The organism is Anoxybacteroides tepidamans, from assembly GCF_014201465.1.
GTDB lineage: Bacteria > Bacillota > Bacilli > Bacillales > Anoxybacillaceae > Anoxybacteroides > Anoxybacteroides tepidamans.
This window is the reverse complement of record NZ_JACHEP010000003.1, coordinates 45,584-71,130: the sequence shown is the minus strand read 5'-3', so window position 1 is coordinate 71,130 and position 25,547 is coordinate 45,584. Positions and strand designations below refer to the sequence as shown.

Below are 25,547 nucleotides of genomic sequence, written 5' to 3'. Positions count from 1 at the left end.
ACAAAGGAGGGGAGAGGATGGCTCACATTTATCGTCCGAAACATCACGTTCGCTTTGTGACAGCCTCCAGCTTATTCGATGGCCACGATGCCTCGATCAATATTATGCGCCGCATTTTGCAAGCAAGCGGCGCGGAAGTGATTCACTTAGGGCATAACCGTTCCGCAGAAGAGATTGTCAATGCCGCCATTCAAGAAGATGTGCAAGGCATTGCCGTCTCTTCTTACCAAGGCGGGCACGTCGAATTTTTTAAATATATGTATGACTTATTGCAAGAACGGGGTGCTTCCCACATCCGCATTTATGGCGGAGGGGGCGGTGTCATTATTCCGAGGGAAATAAAAGAATTGCACGACTACGGCATCGCCCGCATTTTTTCGCCGGAAGATGGGCGCGTTCTCGGCTTGCAAGGCATGATTAACGTGATGATGGAAGAGTGCGATTTTCCGACCGTTCAAGAAATTACGGACGAACTAGAACGCTTGCCAAACGGGGATGTTCAGGCGATCGCCCGCCTCATTACCGTTTGTGAAAACCGGATGGACGCCGCAAAAGAAGCGGCGGCTACGAGTGAAAACGTCCTTGATAAAGTAAAAGAAATGACGAAACCGGTTCCGGTCGTCGGCATTACCGGAACGGGCGGCGCGGGCAAAAGCACATTAACCGACGAATTAGTGCGCCGCTTTTTAAATGAAATTCCAAATAAAAAAGTAGCCATTTTATCGGTTGATCCGACAAAGCAAAAAACGGGCGGGGCACTGTTAGGAGACCGCATTCGCATGAATTCGATCAACTCGCCGCGGGTGTATATGCGGAGTCTTGCGACGCGGAATTCGCGCTCAGAGCTGTCGCTGGCGATTAAAGACGCGATCCAAGTCGTCAAAGCGGCCGGATTTGATTTAATCATCGTCGAAACGAGCGGCATCGGCCAAGGCGATGCGGCCATTACCGAAGTGTGCGACATCTCAATGTATGTGATGACAAGCGAATTCGGTGCGCCGACGCAGCTTGAGAAAATCGATATGATCGACTATGCTGATCTCATCGTCATTAACAAATTTGAACGGAAAGGTTCAGAAGACGCAAAACGCCAAGTGCAAAAACAATATCAGCGCAGCCATCAATTGTTTGACAAAGATTTATCGGAAATGCCGGTGTATGGCACGATTGCGAGCCAGTTCAACGATCCAGGCACGAATACGCTGTTTGTAGCGCTTATTGATTTAATTAACAAAAAAGCAGGAACAAACTGGACGACGACGCTCGAAACGGTAACAGATGTCCAAAAACAAAATGTCATTATTCCGAACGAACGCCGTCATTATTTGCGTGAAATCGCGGAAACAGTGCGAAATTATCATAAGCATGTAGATAAACAATCAGAAATTGCCCGCCGCCTATTCCAGCTTGAAGGGGCGATCGCAGCGGTCAAAGAGCGCGAACGAAACGAAGAAGTGCTCACGTCGCTTGAAGTGTTAAAACAGCATTATGAAAACCAGCTTACATCGGAATCGAAACAAATCCTCTCTTCATGGGAAGATGTGAAAGCGAAATATAAAGCGAAGCAGTTTGTCACGAAAATTCGCGATAAAGAAATCGTAACAGAGTTGACGACGAAAAGCCTTGCGGGGCTTGACATTCCGAAAGTGGCATTGCCGAAATTTAAAGATTATGGAGAAATTTTGCGCTGGGTGTATAAAGAAAACGTGCCGGGCTCCTTCCCATACACGGCAGGCGTTTTCCCGTTCAAACGGCAAGGCGAAGATCCGAAGCGGCAATTTGCCGGGGAAGGAACGCCGGAACGGACGAACCGCCGCTTCCATTATTTATGTAAAGACGATCCAGCGAAGCGCTTAAGTACCGCGTTTGACTCGGTGACGTTATACGGAGAAGATCCACAATACCGCCCAGACATTTTCGGGAAAGTGGGCGAAAGCGGTGTCAGCGTCTGTACGCTCGACGATATGAAACGGTTGTATAAAGGTTTTGATTTGTGCCATCCGTCGACATCGGTATCGATGACGATCAATGGACCGGCGCCGATTATTTTAGCGATGTTTATGAATACGGCGATTGAGCAACAAGTCGAAAAACGGGAACAAGAGCTTGGCCGACCGCTGACGGAAGCGGAATACGAAGAAGTGAAAGCATGGACGTTGCAGACGGTGCGCGGCACGGTGCAAGCCGACATTTTAAAAGAAGACCAAGGACAAAATACGTGCATTTTCTCGACCGAATTTGCCTTAAAAATGATGGGCGATATTCAAGAATATTTTATTAAAAACAAAGTACGTAACTATTATTCTGTATCGATTTCAGGTTACCATATCGCCGAAGCCGGGGCGAACCCGATTACGCAGCTCGCATTCACATTGGCGAACGGTTTTACGTATGTCGAATATTATTTAAGCCGCGGCATGCATATCGATGATTTTGCGCCAAATCTTTCCTTCTTCTTCAGCAACGGCTTAGATCCGGAATATACGGTGATCGGCCGCGTCGCCCGCCGCATTTGGGCGGTCGTCATGCGCGAAAAATACGGAGCAAACGAGCGCAGCCAAAAACTGAAATATCACGTCCAAACGTCCGGCCGCTCGCTGCACGCGCAAGAAATTGATTTTAACGACATTCGCACAACGCTTCAGGCGTTAATGGCGCTTCACGACAACTGCAACTCGTTGCATACAAACGCCTATGACGAAGCGATTACGACACCAACCGAAGAGTCGGTCCGCCGCGCGATGGCGATTCAGCTCATTATTACGAAAGAACATGGCTTAACGAAAAACGAAAACCCGCTCCAAGGATCGTTTATTATTGAAGAGTTAACAGATTTAGTCGAAGAAGCGGTATTGCAGGAATTTGAGCGGCTCAATGACCGCGGTGGCGTGTTAGGCGCGATGGAAATGCAATATCAGCGCGGCAAAATTCAAGATGAATCGATGTATTACGAAATGAAGAAACATAGTGGCGAATTGCCGATCATTGGCGTCAATACGTATTTAAACCCGAATCCGCCATCGGAAGAAGAGTTGAACAACATTCAGCTTGCGCGCGCTTCTTACGAAGAAAAAGAATTGCAAATTACAAATTTACGAGCTTTTCAAGAACGCAATAAAGATAAAGTAGAAGAAGCGTTGAAGCGGCTGAAACATGTAGCGGTCAGCGGCGGCAATATTTTTGAAGAGCTGATGGAAACGGTCAAAGTGGCGAGCCTCGGGCAAATTACGAAAGCGTTATACGAAGTCGGCGGCCAATATCGCCGGAATATGTAAGGCTGATCGAATGTCGATCAGCCCCTTTTTCGCGAAAAAACCACAATTTTTTTCGAAACCGTCGTTCAAGACCTAGCATAAACAAAGGAAAATTGTTTATAATGAATGGTATGTATTCTAAGTGCATTCATTCATTATTATTTTATCGATGTCGAATCATTACATAGAAAGGGAGTGCCGGATTTGAGTTTGCAGCAATACTCTCCAGAACAATTACAAGAAATGTCGCTCGTTGAACTCGCTTATTTAGTGATGAGCGATAAAAAAGAAGCGTTGCCTTTTCAACAGCTCGTTCATGAAATTGCTGCTTTGGCAAATTTGACGGAGGAAGAAGTAAAAGCGCGCCTTGCGCAATTTTATACAGACTTAAATATTGACGGACGTTTTATTTGCATCGGCGAAAACCGTTGGGGGTTGCGTTCTTGGTATCCATATGATCAGACGGAAGACGAAAACGTGACAACGTTCAAACCGAAGAAAAAGAAAAAAGCGTTGGATGAGTACGATGATTATGATGACGACGACATTATCGACGAAGAAGAATTGGATTATGACGACATTGAAGATTATGATGATGTAGAAGACGTTGATTTAGATGATGAACTTCTCGATGATGAGGAGTTTGATCTTGATGAAACGGATGAGTTTGATGACGAGCTTCTAGATGATGATTTTGAATTAGAGGGTGAGGAACTGGACGAAGAATTAGATGAAGAATTGCTCGACATCGATGAAACAGAAGAAGAGGAAGAATAACAATCCCCTTGACTTTATATGCCGGACTATGTAGAATCTTATTTGGGCTCTTTCAATAATTTCGATAAAAATATCGCTCCCTTACACTGTAAGAGGAGCGTTTTTTATTTTGGCGCTTTGAGCACACTTTAAGTGTTACGTATATTTCGGCAAGGGGGAAAATAACATGACAAAGTACATTTTTGTAACGGGTGGCGTCGTATCATCGTTAGGAAAAGGGATTACGGCTGCGTCGTTAGGTCGTTTATTAAAAAATCGCGGCTTAAACGTTACGATTCAAAAATTTGATCCATATATAAACGTAGATCCAGGGACGATGAGCCCATATCAGCACGGGGAAGTGTTTGTCACGGACGACGGAGCGGAAACGGACTTAGACTTAGGCCATTACGAACGATTTATCGACATTAATTTAAACAAATATAGCAATGTCACAACGGGAAAAATTTATTCTACCGTATTGAAAAAAGAACGCCGCGGCGATTATTTAGGCGGTACGGTGCAAGTCATCCCGCACATTACAAACGAAATTAAAGAGCGCGTGTTCCGCGCGGGCCGGGAAACGAATGCTGACGTCGTCATTACGGAAATCGGCGGCACGGTCGGCGACATCGAATCATTGCCGTTTTTAGAAGCGATCCGCCAAATTAAAAGCGATATCGGGCGTGAAAATGTAATGTATATTCATTGCACGCTCGTTCCGTATATTAAAGCGGCAGGAGAAATGAAAACAAAGCCGACGCAACATAGCGTAAAAGAATTGCGCAGCCTCGGCATTCAGCCAAACGTCATCGTCGTTCGCACTGAAATGCCGATGTCACAAGAGATGAAAGATAAAATTGCGCTCTTTTGCGACATTGATCCGAAAGCGGTCATCGAAGCGCGCGATGCCGATACGTTATACGCGGTGCCGTTAATGCTTCAAGAACAAAAGTTAGACCAAATCGTTTGCGAACATTTAAAACTGAACTGCCAAGAAGCGGATATGACGGAATGGAAAGTGCTTGTTGAGAAAGTGCGCAATCTTTCCCATAAAACAAAAATTGCGCTCGTCGGTAAATATGTGGAGTTGCAAGATGCGTACATTTCGGTTGTTGAGGCGCTTCGCCATGCCGGCTATGCGTTTGATACGGACGTGGAAATTCAATGGATCAACTCTGAGCATGTCAATCGCGAAAACGTTGCTGAGCTATTGAAGGATGCAAATGGCATTCTTGTCCCAGGCGGGTTTGGTGACCGCGGAATTGAAGGAAAAATTGAGGCGATCCGCTATGCGCGCGAGCAACGCATTCCGTTCTTCGGCATTTGCCTTGGCATGCAGCTGGCGTCCGTAGAGTTTGCCCGCCATGTTGTCGGCTTAAAAGGTGCGCATTCCTCGGAAATTGACCCGGATACGCCGCATCCAATCATTGACTTATTGCCAGAGCAAAAAGACGTCGAAGATTTAGGCGGAACGCTTCGTCTAGGATTGTACCCTTGTAAGCTTCTAGAAGGAACGCTTGCTTATGAAGCGTATCAAGATGAAGTGATTTATGAACGCCACCGCCATCGCTATGAATTTAATAACCAATACCGCCAAGTGATGGAGCAGCACGGTTTTGTTTTTTCCGGCACAAGCCCGGACGGCCGTTTAGTCGAAATCATTGAGTTGAAAGATCATCCGTGGTTTGTCGCAGCGCAATTCCATCCAGAATTTACGTCGCGTCCAACAAGACCGCAGCCACTGTTCCGCGACTTTGTAAAAGCATCGTTGCAACAATGATAAAGGATGGCTGCTTAATCTCAAACACGGCAGATAAAAGGAGGGTATCCCCTCGCCGGGCCACCCTCCTTTTTTGTGAAAACAACGGTGAATAAGCGGCTATTTTCATGCATGGATGGGCAATAACATTATTCGTCATACTCATCTAAAATTTCATGAATGGTGAAAAATAAGCAATAGTAGGCAAACAATGCCGTCATCAACGCTGGAAATCCGAAGCGGGTGCCATCGTCTTTCGGAATAAGCGGCTTTGTCAGCTTGCTGTCGATATGCACGTCAACCGCGTCTGCAAGAGAACGCCCTTCACCGACCGTTGCGGAGATGGCGACGACCGGAACTTGTCCTCGTAATTGTTCCGCTAATGCAATCGCCCGCTCGTCGTTGCAGAAACGCGCAATAAGCAAAACGCGATCCGTATTGTCGATGTCACTGCGGATTGTTCCGTTTTCGATCAACGGCTCTGCTTTCGGCAGCGTCTCTTGTCCTTTCGTCGCTTCGAGGACAACCGCTTCCATCTCATCGAATCCGTGAATCAATAGCCGTCCGTCTCCCATGATCGCTTGAGCGAGCAAACGGGCACCGTCTTCGATCGCCGTTTCTTCGTTTTCAGCTAGGTTTTTAAAATAGCCGTTTAATTGCGTTAGCAAAATTTTTATCATTATTTTCACCTTCCTTCTAAACATTACAGTATACTTGATTTAGATGAGAAAACAACCGTTTCATTGCTATTGTTCTTTGGGAGAAATAAGCCGAAAAAAGTGCATCCATATTGTCATTTGTTGATAATCATGCAAAAAAGAGGCAGGAAAATGGCTAGGAAATGTGAAATTAATAGATGTGAAAATATATTAAGCAGAAGACTCTAAAGAATAGAGGTGTGTAGCAGATGGAGAACAAGCTTTTAATCGTCGATGATCAATATGGAATTCGCATTTTATTGAACGAAGTATTTCAAAGGGAAGGATACACCACTTTTCAGGCAGCTAATGGTTTGCAAGCATTAGAAATTGTTCAAAAACACCAACCTAATTTAGTATTGTTAGATATGAAAATTCCCGGCATGGACGGGATTGAAATATTAAAACGAATTAAAGAGATGAGTCAGCAAGTTAAAGTGATTATTATGACCGCCTATGGCGAACTTGATATGATTCAAGAAACGAAAGAGTTAGGAGCGATTATGCATTTTGCCAAACCGTTTGATATTGATGAGCTGCGTGAAGCTGTAAAAAAATATATCTCTTTGTAATAACATTTCGACAAACTTTTGTGAAATTCGCCGATGTTCATAAGGTTGCTGTTTTGTCCATAAGTTGGTATGCTTATAACGTAGGAAGCGCGCCTTTCATACATATTTCGACTTATTTCGGCGATGCTACGCATAGCCCCTTTTTTGCGAAAGGCGAAGTTTAATGATTAAGGAGGATTTTATCATGCCTTTAGTATCGATGAAGGAAATGCTAAATAACGCGCTAGCGGAAAAGTATGCGGTCGGGCAATTTAACATTAACAACTTAGAATGGACGCAAGCGATTTTAGCAGCGGCAGAAGAAGAAAAATCTCCGGTCATTCTCGGCGTATCGGAGGGAGCAGCTCGCTACATGGGTGGCTTCAAAACGGTTGTCAACATGGTCAAAGGCTTAATGGAAGATATGAATATTACCGTTCCTGTTGCCATTCACCTCGATCACGGCTCTAGCTTTGAAAAATGTAAAGCGGCAATTGACGCTGGTTTTACATCCGTTATGATTGATGCCTCTCACCATCCATTTGAAGAGAACGTACAAATTACTTCACAAGTTGTTGAATACGCCCATGCGCGCGGCGTATCGGTCGAAGCGGAGCTCGGTACGGTCGGCGGCCAAGAAGATGATGTCGTCGCTGAAGGAATCATTTATGCCGATCCGAAAGAATGCGAAGAGCTTGTGAAGCGTACCGGCATTGATTGCCTTGCACCTGCGCTTGGATCTGTTCACGGTCCTTATAAAGGTGAGCCAAAATTAGGATTCAAAGAAATGGAAATCATCCGCGACTTAACGCGCGTTCCGCTCGTATTGCATGGCGGCACCGGCATTCCAACGGAACAAATTCAACGCGCGATTTCGCTAGGTACTTCGAAAATTAACGTGAACACAGAAAACCAAATGGCCTTTACAAAAGTTGTCCGCGAAGTATTGGCGAAAGATGAAAAAGTATATGACCCACGCAAAATTATCGGTCCTGGCCGCGATGCGATTAAAACGACGGTCATCGGCAAAATGCGCGAGTTCGGTTCTTCTGGTAAAGCGTTGTAATCGCATAGCCGCATCGTTTCGGCTCGCAGCCGAAACGAGCGGTTTTGTTTCATTTCAATAATATTTAGTTTAGGAGGATGGGATCATGAAATTTTTTATTGATACGGCGAATTTAGAAGAAATTAAAAAAGCAAATGAATTGGGGGTTTTAGCAGGGGTGACGACGAATCCAAGCCTTGTAGCGAAAGAAAATGTTTCCTTCCATGACCGTCTCCGCGAAATTACGGCGATTGTGCCAGGGTCAGTCAGCGCGGAAGTCATTTCGACCGATGCGGAAGGAATGATTCAAGAAGGGGAAGAATTGGCGAAAATCGCCCCAAACATTACGATCAAAGTACCAATGACGCCAGAAGGATTGAAAGCCGTCAAAGTATTTAGCGAAAAAGGTATTAAAACGAACGTCACCCTTATTTTTACGGCGAATCAGGCGTTGTTGGCAGCTCGTGCCGGTGCGACATACGTTTCCCCATTTCTCGGCCGCTTGGACGATATCGGCCATAACGGCTTAGAGCTCATTTCGACGATCGCCAACATTTTTGATATTCACGGCATTGAAACGGAAATTATTGCGGCGTCGATTCGTCATCCGCTTCATGTGACGGAAGCCGCATTAAGGGGGGCGCATATTGCGACGGTTCCTTACAAAGTGTTGATGCAGCTTTTCCAGCATCCCCTCACAGACCAAGGCATTGAAAAATTTTTAGCGGACTGGAATCAACAGAAGCGATAAAAATCGGCCGTTTTTGTCTAAACTGTAACTGTTTCCTTGTAAATTCGCGCAAACGCAAGTTATCTTCGCTGGAAGGGAGACTATAATGGAAAAGTTAAAAATCATAGGCGGCGACCTTTTGCGCGGAACGGTGCGAATCAGCGGGGCAAAAAACAGCGCAGTAGCGTTAATTCCGGCGACGATTCTTGCTGAATCGCGGGTGACGATTGAAGGGTTGCCCGATATTTCAGATGTTCGCGTGTTAGGTGAGTTAATCGAAGAAATTGGCGGCACATTTCATTTTGATGGCAAGGAAGCAATGATTGATCCGACGAACATCGTATCAATGCCTCTTCCAAACGGAAAAGTGAAAAAATTGCGCGCTTCTTACTATTTGATGGGAGCGATGGTCGGGCGTTTCAAAAAGGCCGTCATCGGGTTGCCCGGTGGCTGCCATTTAGGCCCGCGCCCGATCGATCAGCATATTAAAGGGTTTGAAGCGTTAGGAGTCAAGGTGACGAACGAGCAAGGAGCGATTTACTTGCGCGCCGATGAATTGCGCGGCGCCCGCATTTATTTAGACGTCGTGAGCGTCGGCGCCACAATTAACATCATGTTGGCAGCGGTACGCGCCAAAGGGCGCACAATCATCGAAAATGCGGCAAAAGAGCCGGAAATTATTGACGTCGCGACGTTGCTGTCGAACATGGGCGCTAAAATTAAAGGAGCGGGAACGGACGTCATCCGCATTGATGGAGTCGAAAAGCTGTCCGGCTGCCGCCATTCGATTATTCCTGATCGGATCGAAGCCGGCACGTTTATGATTGCTGCGGCGGCAATGGGACAGGAAGTGATTATCGACAACGTCATTCCGCAGCATCTCGAGTCGTTGACGGCAAAACTGCGCGAAATGGGGGTACAGGCGGAAGCGAACGATGATCAAATACTTGTGAAGGGAGTTCCCCACATGAAAGCGGTCGATGTCAAAACGCTTGTATATCCAGGGTTTCCAACCGATCTGCAGCAGCCGTTTACAGCGCTATTGACGAAAGCAAACGGGACGAGCGTCGTCACCGACACGATTTACAGCGCCCGGTTTAAGCATATTGATGAATTGCGCAGAATGAATGCCAACATTAAAGTGGAAGGGCGTTCCGCGATTGTAACAGGACCTGTCCAATTGCAAGGGGCGAGAGTAAAAGCGAGCGACTTAAGAGCTGGTGCGTCGCTTGTCATTGCCGGTTTGATGGCAGAAGGAGTGACAGAAATTACTGGCATTGAGCATATTGACCGCGGATATAGCCATCTTGTCGAAAAGCTCACAGGATTAGGCGCAACGATTTGGCGCGAAAAAATGACCGACCAAGAAATTGAACAAATGCAAAATTCGTAGGCAGTGAAGGGGAGGGGGAGAAGTTACGATGGAAAGAAGTTTATCGATGGAACTCGTTCGTGTAACGGAAGCGGCGGCATTAGCTGCTGCGCGTTGGATGGGGCGCGGAAGAAAAGACGAAGCCGATGAAGCGGCCACATCAGCGATGCGCGATGTGTTTGATACGATCCCGATGAAAGGAACGGTCGTTATCGGCGAAGGGGAAATGGACGAAGCGCCAATGTTATACATTGGCGAAAAGCTTGGAAATGGCTATGGTCCGCGCGTCGATGTCGCGGTTGATCCACTAGAAGGGACGAATATCGTCGCTTCCGGAGGATGGAATGCGTTAGCGGTTGTGGCGGTGGCTGATCACGGGAATTTGCTTCACGCCCCTGATATGTATATGGATAAAATTGCGGTCGGACCGGAAGCAGTCGGCATGATTGACATTAACGCTCCGATTATTGAGAATTTGAAAGCGGTTGCGAAAGCGAAAAATAAAGATGTTGAAGATGTCGTCGCGATCGTGTTAAACCGCCCACGCCATGAGCGGATTATTGCCGAGCTGCGCGAAGCAGGCGCGCGCATTAAGCTGATTAATGACGGCGATGTCGCAGCGGCGATCAATACGGCGTTCGATCACACCGGTGTTGACATTTTATTCGGGTCCGGCGGCGCGCCAGAAGGAGTGCTAGCGGCGGTTGCGCTCAAATGTTTAGGCGGTGAAATTCAAGGAAAGCTTCTTCCGCAAAATGATGCAGAACTAGAGAGATGTAAAAAAATGGGACTTGACGTTAACAAAGTGTTGCGTATGGAAGATTTAGTAAAAGGAGATGATGCGATTTTTGCCGCGACAGGAGTCACAGACGGTGAATTGTTACGAGGGGTGCAGTTTAAAGGTTCTTATGGAGAAACGCATTCTGTTGTGATGAGGGCGAAATCCGGCACGGTTCGTTTTATCGATGGACGCCATAGCTTAAAGAAAAAACCAAACTTAGTGATCAAACCGTAAACAATGTGAGCGGGGCGCAGATTCAACGATCTCCCTCGCTTATTTTTTATAAAAAAATGTTGATTAAAAAACGGGAAAAAGGGTAAAATAGTCATGCTGTGTGCGCATAAAAATAAGCTCTGCGATTTTTGCTTCTTTAAAATATGTAAACCTTCATGACCTTCTTTCATCCCATCCATAACGTATTTCATTGATTCATTTGGTGTATATGGGAGAGAAAAATAGTAAAAGTGTGGTGTTGAAATGGACTTATCAATCTCAGTATTAGAAAATATGAAACTAAAAGAGCTGTACGAGCTCGCTCGGCAATATAAAATTTCTTACTACAGTAAACTAACGAAAAAAGAGCTTATTTTCGCGATTTTGAAAGCGCAGGCAGAACAAGACGGGCTATTGTTTATGGAAGGCGTGCTCGAAATTATTCAGTCGGAAGGGTTCGGTTTTTTGCGCCCGATCAACTACTCGCCAAGTTCAGAAGATATTTATATTTCAGCCTCGCAAATTCGCCGCTTTGATTTACGAAATGGCGATAAAGTGTCCGGAAAAGTGCGGCCTCCAAAAGAAAATGAACGATATTACGGCCTGCTTCATGTTGAAGCGGTGAATGGAGAAGACCCAGAAACTGCAAAAGAGCGCGTTCATTTCCCTGCACTAACCCCACTTTATCCGAGCCGGCAAATGAAACTTGAAACAACGCCTGATAAATTGTCGACCCGAATTATTGATTTAATTGCCCCAGTCGGGTTTGGACAGCGCGGTTTGATTGTCGCTCCTCCAAAAGCTGGGAAAACAATGTTGCTGAAAGAAATTGCTAACAGCATCACAACGAATCATCCAGATGTAGAGCTGATCGTTCTTCTCATTGACGAACGTCCTGAGGAAGTGACGGATATCGAACGTTCAGTAGCGGGAGATGTCGTCAGCTCGACGTTCGATGAAGTGCCGGAAAACCATATTAAAGTGGCGGAACTTGTATTAGAGCGGGCAATGCGCCTTGTCGAACATAAGCGCGATGTCGTTATTTTGATGGACAGCATCACCCGTCTGGCGCGCGCGTACAACTTAGTCATTCCGCCGAGCGGACGTACGCTTTCCGGGGGGATTGATCCAGCTGCCTTTCACCGTCCGAAGCGGTTTTTCGGAGCGGCGCGCAACATTGAAGAAGGCGGCAGCTTAACGATTTTAGCGACGGCGCTCGTTGATACAGGCTCACGGATGGATGACGTCATTTACGAAGAGTTTAAAGGAACGGGCAACATGGAATTGCATTTAGATCGTTCGCTTGCAGAACGACGCATCTTCCCAGCGATTGACATTCGCCGCTCCGGCACGCGCAAAGAAGAATTGCTCATACCGCGTGAACATTTGGAGAAACTGTGGGCGATCCGCAAGACGATGTCCGATACGCCGGACTTTATCGACCGCTTTTTAAATAAACTTCGCCAAACGAAGACGAACGAAGAATTTTTTGCGATGTTAGATGAAGAATGGAAAAGTATGGGTGTAAAAAAATAACTAGTTGCAAAACACCCCTGCCCTTGTTATAATTTTACCATGTGTGTTTAAACGATGAGAACCCACTCAAAACGATAGAAAAACTCTGTTTCGAAATGATTCAGGGCGGAAGGAGATGAAAGGGAATGAAAGCAGGAATTCATCCTGAGTACAAAAAAGTGATCGTAAAATGTGCTTGTGGAAACGAATTCGAAAGCGGCTCTGTGAAAAATGAAGTGCGCGTGGAAATTTGTTCTGAGTGCCATCCATTTTACACAGGACGCCAAAAATTCGCTTCTGCTGCAGGACGTGTTGATAAATTCAACAAAAAATATGGCCTTAAATGAGAAAAGCGGAAACGGTGCGATTCATTTGCACTGTGCTTACAATTATGCCCGCTAATAAACACGAAAAACAGGCAAGCGAAGTTCATTCACTTGCCTGTTTTTTCATGCAAGGCTATAAGAAAGGGGATGCCCCGATGTATGTCATGACACAATCAGGCTGGATCGAAGTCATTTGCGGCAGCATGTTTTCTGGCAAATCGGAAGAACTCATTCGCCGCGTGCGCCGCGCGACGTTCGCCAAACAAGAAGTGAAAGTGTTTAAGCCGGCGATCGATAATCGGTATAGTGAAGAAGCGGTCGTTTCGCATAACGGCACATCGGTCATTGCCATTCCGGTTCATTCGGCAGGCGAGATTTTTCAATACATTTCCGAACAGACGGATGTTATTGCGATTGACGAAGTGCAGTTTTTCAACGAACAAATTGTCGACGTGGTGCAAACGTTAGCCGATCGTGGTTATCGCGTCATTGTCGCCGGATTGGACCAAGATTTCCGTGGCGAACCGTTTGGACCGGTGCCGACATTAATGGCGATAGCGGAATCTGTTACGAAGCTTCAAGCTGTTTGTACGGTATGCGGCTCACCAGCAAGCCGCACACAGCGTTTAATTAACGGCAAGCCGGCTTCATATCACGATCCGATCATTTTAGTCGGTGCCAGCGAATCATATGAACCGCGTTGCCGCCATCACCATGAAGTGCCAGACAAACCGGTCGAACGTCACCATCGCCCAACGAACGAGCCCACCGCTCGTTAATGACATATTCTTCTATCCATATTTTTTTCAACGATTGGAAAAGATAACGGCAGGGAGGCGATAAAGATGAAACGCTTACTGCTGTTATTTTTTGCTGTTTTTCTCGCTGCGTGTACGATGAATCCGACGGACTCGCAGTACCATGCGCAAAGCGAAGATCGACACGGGAAAAACTTAATGACTGCAAATGAAGCTCGTCCTAGCTACGATCGAATCTACAATCATTTTGCCGACCCAGAGAAAACGAACCAAAACCCGAATTTCATCAGTTTAACTGACGGCAGCGCAAACGACCGCGCGTTAGTCCAGAAAGCGGTGCAAGTGGTCGAACAATATAAAAATTACCGGGCCGGGTCCGTGTGGATGAACGGCAACGACATGTGGGTAACCGTCCATGCCCCGCGCGACAGATCCTATCAGCAAAGACAAAAAGATCAAACTCGATTATATGAATTGCTCACAAAAGCCATCCCGACTTACGACATTCACGTTCGACTCGACTAGTCGAATGCCCTTAGAAAGAGGGCGTTTTTTTATTGCTCGTAAAACAACGGAATAGACAAAAAATTCGTAATAGTTATACAATTAATGTAAGATGATTTTTAAGGTGGCGAGAGTATGAATATCCATAAATTTATGATGCCTGAAATTATTTTTGGAAACGGTTCCATCCATCAAGTAGGGGAAAGCTGTCTGAGGCTTGGCGCTACGAATGTATTAATTGTCAGCGATCCGGGCGTTATGGAAGCGGGCTGGTTGGATGTTGTCATGAAAAGCTGCAAGCAAGCTGGGCTAAAATATACGACATTTTATGATGTAACCATTAATCCGAAAGACAGAGAAGTAGAAAAAGGATGTGAAGTATATATCGAAAACGAATGCGATGCCATTATCGGGATTGGCGGAGGGAGCGCTATCGATGTGGCGAAAGCGATCGCGATTCTTGTCACAAATGGCGGGCAAATTCACGATTATGAAGGAGTGGATAAAATCCGACGCCCCCTTCCCCCGCAAGTGATGGTTCCGACAACGGCCGGTTCGGGTTCAGAAGTGTCGCAATTTTCTGTTATTGTCGATACGAAAGAGCAAAAAAAAATGACAATTATTTCCCGCTCGCTCATTCCGGATATTGCCATTATTGATCCAGAAACGCTATCGACAAAAAGCGCGCATTTAACTGCTTCAACAGGACTTGACGTTTTAACGCACGGCATTGAGGCATATGTAAGCTTGGCGGCTACGCCGCTAACGGACGTTCAAGCAAAAAACGCGATTTCTTTAGTAGCAGAATATTTACGTCCTTCTGTAGCTTCTAAAATTAACCAAGAAGCGAAAACAAACATGGCAATGGCTAGTTTGCAGGCAGGATTGGCTTTTTCTAACGCCATTTTAGGAGCGGTCCATGCGATGTCGCATGCAGTTGGCGGAAAATATTATCTCCTCCACGGTGACGTGAATTCGATTTTGCTGCCGCATGTCATGGAATACAACCTCTTGGCCAATCCGAAAAAGTTTGCCGACATTGCGCTTTTCCTTGGCGTCGATACCCGCGGCATGCCTTATATGGAAGCAGGTAAAAAAGCGATTGAATACGTAAAGCAATTAACAATCGAGATCGGAGCTCCGCAACGATTATCCGATATCGGGGTGGAGAAGGAAGAAATACGAAAAATGAGCCTTGTTGCTTTACATGATGCGTGTATGATTACAAACCCGCGAGATATAACCGTAGAAGATATTGAGGAAATATTTAGAAAGGCATGGTAAATGGCAATGAATGAACGGCAACAGATTATTAATCTTTTAACAGGAGTTCAATCTTCAAAAAAAAGCTATTATACCGAATTAAAAAAGATGGTGGCGGAATTAAAAAAGAAAAATATGCAGCTGGAAATTATTAACGACATTACGAAAAGCTTTAATATTGATATGTCGATGGATGAAATGCTAAAAAACACTTTTGATAAATTGAGAGAAATTTTTCCGATTGAACGCATCAGCTTGTCTTTATACGAAAATAACAAATTAGTTTTAACGAACGTATATCCTGCTCATGCATTATATTTTCCGGTAGGCTTTGTTTTGCCAAAAGAACGCTCTCTTTATTGGAAAGTAATTCAATCGCTAGAGAAGATTTTTTATCAGGTACAGGAAGACAAAGATTCGTATATAGAAAATAAAGTGTATAAAGCATTAGGAATTCGGAATGTGTTGCTCATTCCTCTTATTAGTAAAGGCCAAGTAATCGGTATGTTAAGTATAGGAAGTACAGAAACGGTTGTATACGACGAGGCGGATCTTTCATTTTTTCAGCAGTTTTGCGATCAATTGGCGGTTTGTATTGAAAATGCCCGCCTTTATAACGAAGTGCTGACAAGTAAAAAAGAGTGGGAAGAAACGTTTCGGGCCGTTTCAGAAATGATATTAGTCGTTGACTTAGACGGAAACATTTTACGGTACAACGATGCCGCCAAAGAGTTTTTTCAGTTTCATTTGCATAAAAAAAACATATGTCAACTTTTATCGATTGATATGAATGAAAGCCCGATCATCGAAAACTTGGAAACGAAAAAGCCGGTTCACCGGCGAATCCATATTCAGCAGCGCGTATGCGAATTTCATTCTTATCCGGTACTGAACGAAAAACAAAACATGTATGCTGTCATGATTTATATCAATGACATTACGGAAAAACTGCGAATTGAAGCGCAGCTCGTCCAATCAGGAAAGCTGGCCGCCATCGGGGAGATGGCCGCTGGCATCGCGCACGAATTAAATAATCCGCTCACCGCGATTCTTGGCAATGCACAACTATTATTGCGGTCTTTTTCGAAAGACGATCGTTCGTATAAACTGCTATCCGACATTTATTCATGCGGAAAGCGCTGCAAAACGATCATTCAAAACTTATTGACGTTTTCAAGGCAAGATGAATATGCGTTTGAAGAGTGTTCCGTTAATGAGGCTGTCGAGCAAGTATTAGGATTGATAGGCGACCAAATTCAAAAACAGAACATTACCATTCAAAAAAAATTGGATTATTCCGTTGAATTGATCGAAGGAAACATTCAACAAATCGGACAAATTATTTTAAACCTTTTAATCAATGCAAAAGATGCGCTCGAAGATATGGAAATTCCCGAGAAAGTAATCGCAATTGAAACAAAATCGGTTGCGGAAAATGAAAAACGTTGGGTCGTTCTTTCTGTCAAAGATAACGGTAAAGGAATAGGGGAGCAGCATTTACAAGAAATTTTTCACCCGTTTTTTACGACAAAGCGGCCAGGGAAAGGAACAGGACTTGGGTTGTCCGTCAGTTTAGGAATCGCACAAGCCCACGGCGGAACGATTGAAGTCAGTAGCGAGCTCGGCAAAGGAAGCGAATTTCGGTTAAAATTGCCGGCGAAAGAAGAAAGGGGAGATTAAATGTACAATATTTTAGTTATCGACGATGAGCGTGAAGTCGGCACTTTTTTTCGCCATTTTCTCGAAGAAAAAGGATATCACGTGACGCTTGGGTTTAGCGGAAAAGATTTTTCTACCCTCATTCGCCAGCATCGCTTTGATTTGGCGTTAATCGACGTGAAATTGCCGGATACGAACGGGTTAGATTTATTAAAACAGCTAAAGCTTTCCTTTCCTGCTTGCAAAGCGGTCGTGATGACAGGCTACAGCACGGTGAAAACAGCGGTCGAGGCAATTAAATACGGGGCGAGCGACTATGTCGAAAAGCCGTTTGATGACATTAACCAACTAGAGCAATTAATTGACGGGTTGTTGCAAAGTGGTGCTACGTCTACCCAAAACGACATGTACAAGCTAGCCGAAACGCTCGGGTTTGTCGTCGGAACAAATAAAGAAATGAATGACTTGTTAAAGCTTGCCTATAAAATTGCGAAAAAAAACGTGAACGTGCTTATCGAAGGGGAAACAGGGACAGGGAAAGAAGTGCTTGCCCATTTTATTCATAGCGCGAGCATGCGCTACGACCAACCGTTTATCGGCATCAATTGTGGGGCGGTTTCGGAAACGTTGTTGGAAAGCGAATTGTTCGGCCATGAAAAGGGGGCGTTTACAGGGGCGGTAAAAGAAAAAAAGGGCATGTTCGAAATCGCCAATCGCGGTACGCTGTTTTTAGATGAAATTGGCGAAGCGACGTTAGCGACACAAGTGAAATTGTTGCGCGTGCTAGAAACGGGCGAGTATATTCGCGTTGGCGGCGAAACGGTACGCAAAACGAATACGCGCATCATTGCCGCATCGCATGTGAATTTGGCAAAAGCCGTAGAAGAAAAAACGTTTCGTGAAGATTTGCTTTATCGGCTAGATGTCGTAAAACTAACGATTCCACCGCTTCGTGAACGGCTAGAAGACTTGCCGCTTCTTGTCGACTATTTCTTAAAAAAATTACACTCACCGCTGTCGTTTTCAACAGAAAGCCTCGCTTATATGAGTCAATACCATTGGCCAGGCAATGTCCGCGAATTATTTAACGTTGTCAAACGCGCAGTAACACTGGCAGAAGGGGAAACAGCGATTATTACCCCGCCATACCTTCCGGAAAAGCTGAAAGCTGCGCGCACTTCGATGCCGATAGTCGAAAAAAAGACAAACGATACAGATTTGGAGACGTATTTGCACGAATGGGTAAATGATATTTTATCGTTATGGAAAAAAAATGAACCTGTAGATTTAGAATATGTGTTGTCGTTAGTAAAAGAGTTAGAAACAACGATCGGACGCGCCTTTGTCATGAAAACGTTAAAAGAAACAATCGGCAACCGAAAAGAAACAGCCGAGCGGCTCAACATTACCGTGCGGAAATTGAGGTATTTATTAAAAGAAAAAGGGGCTGACCAAAAATAAGGCCAGTCCCTTGCGCTTTAGAAGAAGCCCAATGCTTTCGGGTTGTAGCTAACGAGTATATTTTTCGTTTGTTGATAGTGTGCTAGCATCATATGATGTGTTTCACGGCCGATGCCGGACATTTTATAGCCGCCAAACGCTGCGTGTGCCGGATACGAATGATAGCAGTTCGTCCAGACGCGGCCTGCTTGAATGCCTCGTCCGAATCGGTACGCACGGTTAATGTTGCGCGTCCATACGCCTGCGCCGAGCCCGTATAACGTATCATTAGCAATTGCAAGCGCTTCGGCTTCGTCTTTGAACGTCGTCACCGATACGACCGGACCGAAAATTTCCTCTTGGAAAATCCGCATTTTATTATGGCCTTTAAAGACCGTCGGTTGAATATAGTAGCCATTTTCCAAGCCGGCAATCACATTTTTCTCTCCGCCAATGAGGCATTGCGCCCCTTCTTGTTTTCCGATATCGATATACGAAAGAATTTTCTCCATTTGCTCCGCTGAAGCTTGCGCCCCCATCATTGTCGAGGTGTCGAGCGGGTTTCCTGTTTTAATGTTTTGAACGCGCTCGAGCGCCCGCTCCATAAACGCCTCATAAATCGATTCGTGAATTAACGCTCTAGAAGGGCATGTGCACACTTCTCCTTGGTTTAAAGCGAACATGACAAATCCTTCAATCGCTTTATCGAAAAAGTCGTCGTCTGCTTCCATGACGTCTGGGAAGAAAATATTCGGCGATTTTCCCCCTAACTCAAGCGTCACAGGGATAATATTTTGCGACGCATACTGCATAATTAAACGACCGGTCGTCGTTTCGCCGGTAAAGGCGATTTTGGCGATGCGCGGGCTCGATGCTAATGGCTTTCCGGCTTCGAGCCCAAAGCCGTTGACGACGTTAAGCACGCCAGGCGGCAGCAAGTCGCCAATCAACTCTAACAGCACCATAATCGATGCCGGGGTTTGTTCTGCTGGTTTTAGCACGATGCAGTTTCCAGCAGCGAGCGCAGGGGCAATTTTCCACGCCGCCATTAATAATGGAAAGTTCCACGGGATAATTTGCCCAACAACCCCAAGCGGCTCGTGGAAATGGTAGGCGACGGTATCGTCGTCCAATTGGCTAATCGTTCCTTCTTGAGCACGAATCGCGCCAGCAAAGTAACGGAAGTGGTCGATGGCTAGGGGCAAATCGGCGTTTAACGTTTCCCGAATCGGTTTGCCATTATCCCATGTTTCTGCCACCGCGAGCATTTCTAAATTTTCTTCCATGCGGTCGGCGATTTTGTTTAAAATTAACGCTCTTTCTGCCGGCGATGTTTTTCCCCACGCCTCTTTTGCTGCATGAGCGGCATCGAGCGCTAGTTCGATGTCTTCGGCTTGCGAGCGGGCGACTTCGCAAAATACTTCTCCGGTTACAGGCGTAATATTTGCAAAATATTGCCCGGAAATAGGCGGCACCCATTCTCCGTTAATATAGTTATCGTATCGCTTTTTAAATTGGACTTTTGCGTCTTTTTCTCCCGGTTGGCTGTAAATCACGTGAATTCCCCCTTGTTCTTTTCGCTAGGATGTCCCGAAGTGGGACACCCTAAATTGTTACAACGTTAAAACGATGCGGCCATTAATTTGTCCCTTTTCCATTTTCTCGAACACATCATTAATTTTTTCTAATGGAACCGCTTCCACGATTGGGCGAACTTTTCCGCGTGCTGCAAAATCGAGCGCTTCTTGCATATCTTTTCTTGTGCCAACGATTGACCCTTTCACCGTCACACCATTTAAGACTGTATCGAAAATTGGAATTGGCAATTCATCGTGCGGCAAACCGACAACGACGAGGCACCCACCGCGTTTAATGGAGCGATAGGCTTGTTCGAACGCTTTTTTCGTTACAGCGACGCTAATGGCAGCTTGGACACCGCCTACTTTTTCTTGAATCGCTGCGACTGGGTCTTCTTTTAACCCGTTGATAGCGATATCTGCTCCCAATTTCGTCGCTAGCTCTGCTTTGTCATCGCTAATATCAACAGCAACGACGTTGAATCCCATCGCTTTAGCGTATTGCAGTGCGATATGACCTAACCCGCCGATGCCGTAAATCGCGACCCAGTCGCCTGGTTTGGCATTCGATACTTTCAACGCTTTATATGTCGTGACCCCCGCGCAAAGAATCGGTGCGACTTCAACTGGATCGAGGTTTTCTGGAATGCGCGCTACATAGTCGGCTGGTGCTTTGCAATATTCGGCATAGCCGCCGTCGACGGAATACCCACCATTTAATTGGTGTGGACAAAGCGTTTCTTGTCCGCTTAAACAATATTCACATTCGCCGCACGCCGAATATAGCCACGGAATGCCAACGCGATCGCCAACTTTCAGCGATTTTACCCCTTCGCCCACTTCAACGACAACTCCTACCCCTTCATGCCCGGGAATGAGCGGAAGTTTCGGTTTGACCGGCCAGTCCCCATGGGCAGCGTGCAAATCGGTATGGCAGACGCCGCAAGCTTCGATTTTGACAAGCACCTCGCCATACTCTAGTGTCGGCTTTTCGACCTCCTCGATTCGAAGCTTTTGTTTGAACTCGTGAACAACTGCTGCTTTCATTCTCCCTATCCCCTTTCAAAAAATTTGTCGGTTCACCTATCTTAAAATGCAAAAAGTGTGCCAATTCAAAAAAATAAAAAAATAAAACAATTGATAGAAGATGGTGCCGAAATTTCGGCACTTTTGTCCGAATGAACGACATTTTTTTCACAAAATTGTCACAAATGATTCCGACCTTTCTCCTTCCCTTAAACTGTAGTATAATTATAAATTAGACTGTGCATGGACAAAGGTAGAGGTGAATAAGTGTGTTTGACCGTCTTCAGGCAGTAGAAGAACGTTATGAAAAGTTGAATCAGTTGTTAATGGATCCAGAAGTGATTAACGACCCGAAAAAGCTTCGCGATTATTCAAAAGAGCAGTCCGATTTAGAAGAAACGGTGCTTGTGTATCGGGAATATAAATCGGTTCGCCAGCAGCACATCGATGCAAAAGCGATGTTGGAGGAAAAATTGGATCCCGAGATGCGCGAAATGGTGAAAGAAGAAATTAGCGAATTAGAAGAGCGGGAAGAAGCGCTTGTCGAAAAACTGAAAGTGTTATTGTTGCCGAAAGACCCGAACGATGATAAAAACGTCATTATGGAAATTCGCGGGGCGGCCGGCGGTGAAGAGGCGGCGTTATTTGCCGGCGACTTGTACCGCATGTATACGCGCTATGCCGAATCGCAAGGATGGAAAACGGAAGTGATTGAAGCGAGTCCGACCGGTTTAGGCGGCTATAAAGAAATCATTTTTATGATTCAAGGAAAAGGGGCATATTCGAAACTGAAATTTGAAAACGGCGCCCATCGTGTGCAGCGCGTGCCGGAAACGGAATCAGGCGGACGCATTCACACATCGACAGCGACGGTCGCCTGCTTGCCGGAAATGGAAGAAGTCGAAGTCGAAATTCACGAAAAAGATATTCGTGTCGACACGTTCGCATCGAGCGGTCCGGGCGGGCAAAGCGTCAACACGACGATGTCAGCCGTGCGCTTAACGCACATTCCAACTGGAATCGTCGTTTCGTGCCAAGACGAAAAATCGCAAATTAAAAACAAAGAAAAAGCGATGAAAGTATTGCGTGCCCGCATTTACGACAAATACCAGCAAGAAGCGCGCGCCGAGTACGATCAAACGCGCAAACAGGCGGTCGGAACCGGCGACCGCTCCGAGCGCATTCGCACGTATAACTTCCCGCAAAACCGCGTGACCGATCATCGCATCGGGCTTACGCTCCAAAAACTCGATCAAGTACTAGAGGGCAAACTGGACGAAATCATCGATGCGCTTATTTTAGACGACCAATCGAAAAAACTGGAGCAAGCCAACCATGAATCATAACAAAATTTACGAAGTCCTTCACTGGGCTTCTTCTTTTTTAAAAGAACACGGAAAAGAAGAACGGGTGGCGGAGCTGCTGATATGTCATCATTTGCACATGACACGGGCGCAGCTATTCGCCTGTTTGCGCGATGAGCTTAACGAACGAATCGAAAAAGCGTTCGTCGCCGATTTGGAAAAACACGTAAACGATCATATACCGGTGCAATACCTCATCGGCTCGGAACAATTTTACGGGCGAGAATTTATTGTCAATCCCGCCGTGCTCATTCCAAGGCCGGAAACGGAAGAGCTAGTCGAAGGTGTGTTGAAGCGGATCAATCGGCTGTTTTCAAAGCAAGAACCGGTCGATGTTGTAGATGTTGGAACAGGGAGCGGCGCGATTGCCGTCACGCTTGCGCTTGAAAACCGTTCATTACGCGTCAGTGCGACCGATATTTCACCAGAGTCGCTTGAAGTCGCGAAAGAAAACGCCCAGCGCCTTGGAGCGGAAGTGGAATTTTGGTGTGGTGATCTGTTGCAGCCGCTTATTCAAGCCAACCGTAAAGTTGATGTCGTCGTTTCCAATCCGCCTTATATTCCGGAGGAGGACATTGCGTCTCTTTCTCCGGTAGTCAAAAACTGTGAGCCGTTAAGAGCGCTTGTCGGCGGGAAAGACGGTCTCGATTTTTATCGTCGTTTTATGTCCGAATTGCCTCTTGTGTTAAAAAAACGCGCGCTCGTTGCATTTGAAGTTGGTGCAGGCCAAGGGAAAGAGGTTGCTCGCTTGCTGGGACAAACGTTTCCGCAAGCAGACGTCGATGTTGCTTATGACATCAATGGAAAAGACCGAATCGTTTATGCAGAGATGAAGCCATAACTTCCAGACTGAACCTCTGGAAGTTATTTTTTTAGATTCATAGTTTAAAACTTAGTTGCGCGGTTCAAAATGAGTTAGTGAAAGGACGGTGCAAACAAAATGAACAAAAGTAAAATCGGGATGATCTTATATATGCTTTTATTGACGATCGGTGTGCTTGTCAACGTGTACGGCCAGCAAACGGAAGCGGGAGCGAACGCGGAACTGATGATTCCAAATGAGGCGATTCGCCTGCGCATTTTAGCCAATAGCGATTCGGCCGAAGACCAAGCGTTAAAACGGAAAGTGCGCGATGCGGTCAACGCGCAAATCAATGAATGGGTAGCTGATTTAACATCGTTCGATCAAGCGAAACAAGTGATTCAATCGCATTTGCCAAATATCGAACAAACAGTTGCGAAGGTGTTGCGGGAAGAAAAAAGTGATCAGTCGTATCGCGTTCAATTTGGAAAAATTCAGTTTCCAACGAAAATTTACGGCAATTACATCTATCCAGCGGGTCAGTATGAAGCGGTTTTAATTACGCTCGGTGAAGGAAAAGGAGCAAACTGGTGGTGTGTGCTGTTTCCGCCGCTATGTTTTCTTGATTTTTCAAATGGCGAAGCAGTAAGAGAAGAAAAAGAAGCTCAAAACCTAACTGGCGAAGCAGCAACAGAAAAAGAAGAAGATCTAACAGCGCTTCGTATGGTCGCCCCTTCGAGCACCGCGAGGCCGTCTTCGGACTTTGTCGTCGATGAAAAAGAAGAAAAAATCGAGGTGAAATTTTTTCTCAAAGAGATGTTCAAAAAACTCATTCCATAGCAAAATTGTGGATAAGTTAATGATAAGAAGGAACAAATAGCAAAATATCCACAAAATTATAAACAAAAACAAATAACTTATTCACAATTTGTGGATAAAACTTGCGTGATGATGCTCCTTTTTTTATACTTTTTATATGCTCTTCGATGGAAATATTGATAGATTACTATTCATTAGATATAAAGCCATGGTGGTGAAACAAGTGGAAACAAAAGTTTGGGTTGTGGACAATGTTGTGGATAAAAAGAGTAGTTATCCACAGATTTTACAAGCTGCGGCATTGTTGCGAGCGAACGAAGTGGTTGCGTTTCCGACAGAAACGGTATATGGGTTAGGGGCGAACGCGGCATCGACAGCGGCTGTGAAAAAAATTTTTCAGGCGAAAGGCCGCCCGAGCGATAATCCGTTGATCGTTCATATTGCTGATCACAATCAGCTCGAAGAAATTGCGGCGGATATTCCGCGTGTGGCGTATACTTTGATTGAACAGTTTTGGCCGGGACCGTTAACGCTCATTTTAAAAAAGAAAGGAAACGTTATTTGCGACGAAGTGACGGCAGGGCTTTCTACGATTGCGGTGCGCATGCCGGCGCATCCGGTTGCACTTGCACTCATTCAAGAGAGCAGCTTGCCGATCGCGGCACCGAGCGCGAACTTATCCGGTCGTCCGAGCCCGACAAGCGCTATGCATGTTCTCGCTGATTTAAACGGAAAAATTGCCGGTGTCGTCGATGGTGGGGAAACGGGGATCGGAGTGGAGTCAACCGTGCTCGACTGCACGACCGAAATTCCGACAATTTTACGTCCGGGCGGTGTGACAAAAGAACAATTGGAGCAAGTAATCGGCCGTGTAAATGTCGACGCGGCACTGTTGGATGAAAAACAGGTGCCGAAATCGCCGGGCATGAAATATGCGCATTATGCGCCGAAATCGCCGCTCATCATCGTCGATGGCGAACCGTTTTTTTTGCAGCAACTTGTCGACAAACAGCGGGCGCTTGGAAAACAAGTCGGCATATTAACAACCGAAGAACGGCGGCATGTTTATAAAGCGGATGTCGTACTTGCATGTGGTGAGAGAGCGAATTTGTCGACAGTCGCGAACCGTTTGTACGACACGTTGCGGGCGTTTGATGACACCGATGTGGAAATCATCTACAGCGAAAGTTTCCCCGCTGACGGAATCGGCGCAGCGATTATGAACCGGCTCAAAAAAGCGGCTGGGCATCAAATCGTTCGCGAAAAATAACCATTCTAAACCTTTCCGGATGCGCATATGTTACGAATAAGGCAAGTCCGGGGAGGGAACAG

The 25,547-nt window shown here is 45.8% G+C and carries 22 protein-coding genes; 19 read left to right on the top strand and 3 right to left on the bottom strand.

Features of this window, described 5'->3' with window-relative positions; genetic code table 11:
• Positions 1-17 precede the first annotated feature (17 nt).
• From icmF to HNQ34_RS05440, 3 genes are all read left to right on the top strand, one after another.
• On the top strand, positions 18-3,275 hold the full coding sequence (gene icmF, locus HNQ34_RS05450) for a fused isobutyryl-CoA mutase/GTPase IcmF (protein WP_183252388.1): 3,258 nt from the start codon (positions 18-20) through the stop codon (positions 3,273-3,275).
• A 183-nt stretch (positions 3,276-3,458) separates the two neighbouring features.
• Positions 3,459-4,031 (top strand): DNA-directed RNA polymerase subunit delta, encoded by a 573-nt coding sequence (gene rpoE, locus HNQ34_RS05445; protein WP_183252386.1) that lies wholly within the window; start codon positions 3,459-3,461, stop codon positions 4,029-4,031.
• Between the two features lie 166 nt (positions 4,032-4,197).
• The gene (locus tag HNQ34_RS05440; protein ID WP_183252383.1) at positions 4,198-5,793 is read left to right on the top strand and encodes a CTP synthase; all 1,596 of its coding nucleotides are present in this window, start codon (positions 4,198-4,200) and stop codon (positions 5,791-5,793) included.
• A 128-nt stretch (positions 5,794-5,921) separates the two neighbouring features.
• Here the strand turns inward: HNQ34_RS05440 and HNQ34_RS05435 are convergent, their stop codons facing one another.
• Positions 5,922-6,452 (bottom strand): DUF2529 domain-containing protein, encoded by a 531-nt coding sequence (locus HNQ34_RS05435; RefSeq protein ID WP_183252381.1) that lies wholly within the window; start codon positions 6,450-6,452, stop codon positions 5,922-5,924.
• Positions 6,453-6,679: 227 nt separating this feature from the next.
• On the opposite strand from HNQ34_RS05435, the gene HNQ34_RS05430 reads away from it, so the two are divergent.
• The 12 genes from HNQ34_RS05430 to HNQ34_RS05375 all read left to right on the top strand — a co-directional run bounded on the left by HNQ34_RS05430 (position 6,680) and on the right by HNQ34_RS05375 (position 18,648).
• Complete coding sequence (locus HNQ34_RS05430; RefSeq protein ID WP_183252379.1) at positions 6,680-7,042, top strand: response regulator; 363 nt, start codon at positions 6,680-6,682, stop codon at positions 7,040-7,042.
• Between the two features lie 184 nt (positions 7,043-7,226).
• Positions 7,227-8,087, top strand: a complete 861-nt coding sequence (locus HNQ34_RS05425) for a class II fructose-bisphosphate aldolase (protein ID WP_183252377.1) — start codon at positions 7,227-7,229, stop codon at positions 8,085-8,087.
• A gap of 85 nt (positions 8,088-8,172) precedes the next feature.
• Positions 8,173-8,817 carry a fructose-6-phosphate aldolase gene (gene fsa, locus HNQ34_RS05420; protein WP_183252375.1) on the top strand — a complete coding sequence of 215 codons (645 nt, stop codon included), beginning with the start codon at positions 8,173-8,175 and terminating at the stop codon, positions 8,815-8,817.
• Positions 8,818-8,902: 85 nt separating this feature from the next.
• Positions 8,903-10,189 (top strand): UDP-N-acetylglucosamine 1-carboxyvinyltransferase, encoded by a 1,287-nt coding sequence (locus tag HNQ34_RS05415; protein ID WP_183252373.1) that lies wholly within the window; start codon positions 8,903-8,905, stop codon positions 10,187-10,189.
• A gap of 28 nt (positions 10,190-10,217) precedes the next feature.
• Positions 10,218-11,183, top strand: coding sequence for a class II fructose-bisphosphatase (glpX, locus tag HNQ34_RS05410; RefSeq protein WP_183252371.1), 966 nt, complete (start codon positions 10,218-10,220; stop codon positions 11,181-11,183).
• 243 nt (positions 11,184-11,426) lie between these two features.
• Positions 11,427-12,698 (top strand): transcription termination factor Rho, encoded by a 1,272-nt coding sequence (rho, locus tag HNQ34_RS05405; protein WP_183252368.1) that lies wholly within the window; start codon positions 11,427-11,429, stop codon positions 12,696-12,698.
• A 125-nt stretch (positions 12,699-12,823) separates the two neighbouring features.
• Positions 12,824-13,024, top strand: coding sequence for a 50S ribosomal protein L31 (rpmE, locus tag HNQ34_RS05400; RefSeq protein ID WP_183252366.1), 201 nt, complete (start codon positions 12,824-12,826; stop codon positions 13,022-13,024).
• 134 nt (positions 13,025-13,158) lie between these two features.
• Complete coding sequence (locus HNQ34_RS05395; RefSeq protein WP_183252364.1) at positions 13,159-13,782, top strand: thymidine kinase; 624 nt, start codon at positions 13,159-13,161, stop codon at positions 13,780-13,782.
• Between the two features lie 66 nt (positions 13,783-13,848).
• Positions 13,849-14,286 (top strand): hypothetical protein, encoded by a 438-nt coding sequence (locus tag HNQ34_RS05390; RefSeq protein ID WP_183252362.1) that lies wholly within the window; start codon positions 13,849-13,851, stop codon positions 14,284-14,286.
• A 114-nt stretch (positions 14,287-14,400) separates the two neighbouring features.
• Positions 14,401-15,549 (top strand): iron-containing alcohol dehydrogenase, encoded by a 1,149-nt coding sequence (locus HNQ34_RS05385; RefSeq protein WP_183252360.1) that lies wholly within the window; start codon positions 14,401-14,403, stop codon positions 15,547-15,549.
• 6 nt (positions 15,550-15,555) lie between these two features.
• A complete protein-coding gene (locus tag HNQ34_RS05380) occupies positions 15,556-17,208 on the top strand; it encodes a sensor histidine kinase (RefSeq protein ID WP_183252599.1) in 1,653 nt (550 codons plus the stop codon).
• Complete coding sequence (locus HNQ34_RS05375; protein ID WP_183252358.1) at positions 17,209-18,648, top strand: sigma-54-dependent transcriptional regulator; 1,440 nt, start codon at positions 17,209-17,211, stop codon at positions 18,646-18,648.
• Positions 18,649-18,665: 17 nt separating this feature from the next.
• Here the strand turns inward: HNQ34_RS05375 and adh are convergent, their stop codons facing one another.
• Positions 18,666-20,183: an aldehyde dehydrogenase gene (adh, locus tag HNQ34_RS05370; RefSeq protein ID WP_183252355.1), complete on the bottom strand. Its 1,518-nt coding sequence runs from the start codon at positions 20,181-20,183 to the stop codon at positions 18,666-18,668.
• A gap of 57 nt (positions 20,184-20,240) precedes the next feature.
• On the bottom strand, positions 20,241-21,251 hold the full coding sequence (adhP, locus tag HNQ34_RS05365; protein ID WP_183252352.1) for an alcohol dehydrogenase AdhP: 1,011 nt from the start codon (positions 21,249-21,251) through the stop codon (positions 20,241-20,243).
• A 248-nt stretch (positions 21,252-21,499) separates the two neighbouring features.
• On the opposite strand from adhP, the gene prfA reads away from it, so the two are divergent.
• From prfA to HNQ34_RS05345, 4 genes are all read left to right on the top strand, one after another.
• Complete coding sequence (gene prfA / locus HNQ34_RS05360; RefSeq protein ID WP_183252351.1) at positions 21,500-22,576, top strand: peptide chain release factor 1; 1,077 nt, start codon at positions 21,500-21,502, stop codon at positions 22,574-22,576.
• Positions 22,566-23,435: a peptide chain release factor N(5)-glutamine methyltransferase gene (gene prmC / locus HNQ34_RS05355; RefSeq protein WP_183252348.1), complete on the top strand. Its 870-nt coding sequence runs from the start codon at positions 22,566-22,568 to the stop codon at positions 23,433-23,435. The genes prfA and prmC overlap by 11 nt, the downstream gene beginning before the upstream one ends.
• A 99-nt stretch (positions 23,436-23,534) precedes the next feature.
• Entirely contained in the window at positions 23,535-24,236 is a 702-nt protein-coding gene (spoIIR, locus tag HNQ34_RS05350; RefSeq protein ID WP_183252346.1) for a stage II sporulation protein R, read from the top strand.
• 187 nt (positions 24,237-24,423) lie between these two features.
• Positions 24,424-25,485, top strand: coding sequence for an L-threonylcarbamoyladenylate synthase (locus tag HNQ34_RS05345; RefSeq protein WP_183252343.1), 1,062 nt, complete (start codon positions 24,424-24,426; stop codon positions 25,483-25,485).
• Positions 25,486-25,547: the final 62 nt, after the last annotated feature.

Bases quoted from the DNA above. Each gene is read 5' to 3' on its own strand.
- icmF (WP_183252388.1), top strand. From the start codon at position 18: ATGGCTCACATTTATCGTCCGAAACATCACGTTCGCTTTGTGACAGCC.
- HNQ34_RS05440 (WP_183252383.1), top strand. From the start codon at position 4,198: ATGACAAAGTACATTTTTGTAACGGGTGGCGTCGTATCATCGTTAGGA.
- HNQ34_RS05435 (WP_183252381.1), bottom strand. From the start codon at position 6,452: ATGATAAAAATTTTGCTAACGCAATTAAACGGCTATTTTAAAAACCTA.
- HNQ34_RS05430 (WP_183252379.1), top strand. From the start codon at position 6,680: ATGGAGAACAAGCTTTTAATCGTCGATGATCAATATGGAATTCGCATT.
- HNQ34_RS05425 (WP_183252377.1), top strand. From the start codon at position 7,227: ATGCCTTTAGTATCGATGAAGGAAATGCTAAATAACGCGCTAGCGGAA.
- fsa (WP_183252375.1), top strand. From the start codon at position 8,173: ATGAAATTTTTTATTGATACGGCGAATTTAGAAGAAATTAAAAAAGCA.
- HNQ34_RS05415 (WP_183252373.1), top strand. From the start codon at position 8,903: ATGGAAAAGTTAAAAATCATAGGCGGCGACCTTTTGCGCGGAACGGTG.
- glpX (WP_183252371.1), top strand. From the start codon at position 10,218: ATGGAAAGAAGTTTATCGATGGAACTCGTTCGTGTAACGGAAGCGGCG.
- rho (WP_183252368.1), top strand. From the start codon at position 11,427: ATGGACTTATCAATCTCAGTATTAGAAAATATGAAACTAAAAGAGCTG.
- rpmE (WP_183252366.1), top strand. From the start codon at position 12,824: ATGAAAGCAGGAATTCATCCTGAGTACAAAAAAGTGATCGTAAAATGT.
- HNQ34_RS05395 (WP_183252364.1), top strand. From the start codon at position 13,159: ATGTATGTCATGACACAATCAGGCTGGATCGAAGTCATTTGCGGCAGC.
- HNQ34_RS05390 (WP_183252362.1), top strand. From the start codon at position 13,849: ATGAAACGCTTACTGCTGTTATTTTTTGCTGTTTTTCTCGCTGCGTGT.
- HNQ34_RS05385 (WP_183252360.1), top strand. From the start codon at position 14,401: ATGAATATCCATAAATTTATGATGCCTGAAATTATTTTTGGAAACGGT.
- HNQ34_RS05380 (WP_183252599.1), top strand. From the start codon at position 15,556: ATGAATGAACGGCAACAGATTATTAATCTTTTAACAGGAGTTCAATCT.
- HNQ34_RS05375 (WP_183252358.1), top strand. From the start codon at position 17,209: ATGTACAATATTTTAGTTATCGACGATGAGCGTGAAGTCGGCACTTTT.
- adhP (WP_183252352.1), bottom strand. From the start codon at position 21,251: ATGAAAGCAGCAGTTGTTCACGAGTTCAAACAAAAGCTTCGAATCGAG.
- prmC (WP_183252348.1), top strand. From the start codon at position 22,566: ATGAATCATAACAAAATTTACGAAGTCCTTCACTGGGCTTCTTCTTTT.
- spoIIR (WP_183252346.1), top strand. From the start codon at position 23,535: ATGAACAAAAGTAAAATCGGGATGATCTTATATATGCTTTTATTGACG.
- HNQ34_RS05345 (WP_183252343.1), top strand. From the start codon at position 24,424: ATGGTGGTGAAACAAGTGGAAACAAAAGTTTGGGTTGTGGACAATGTT.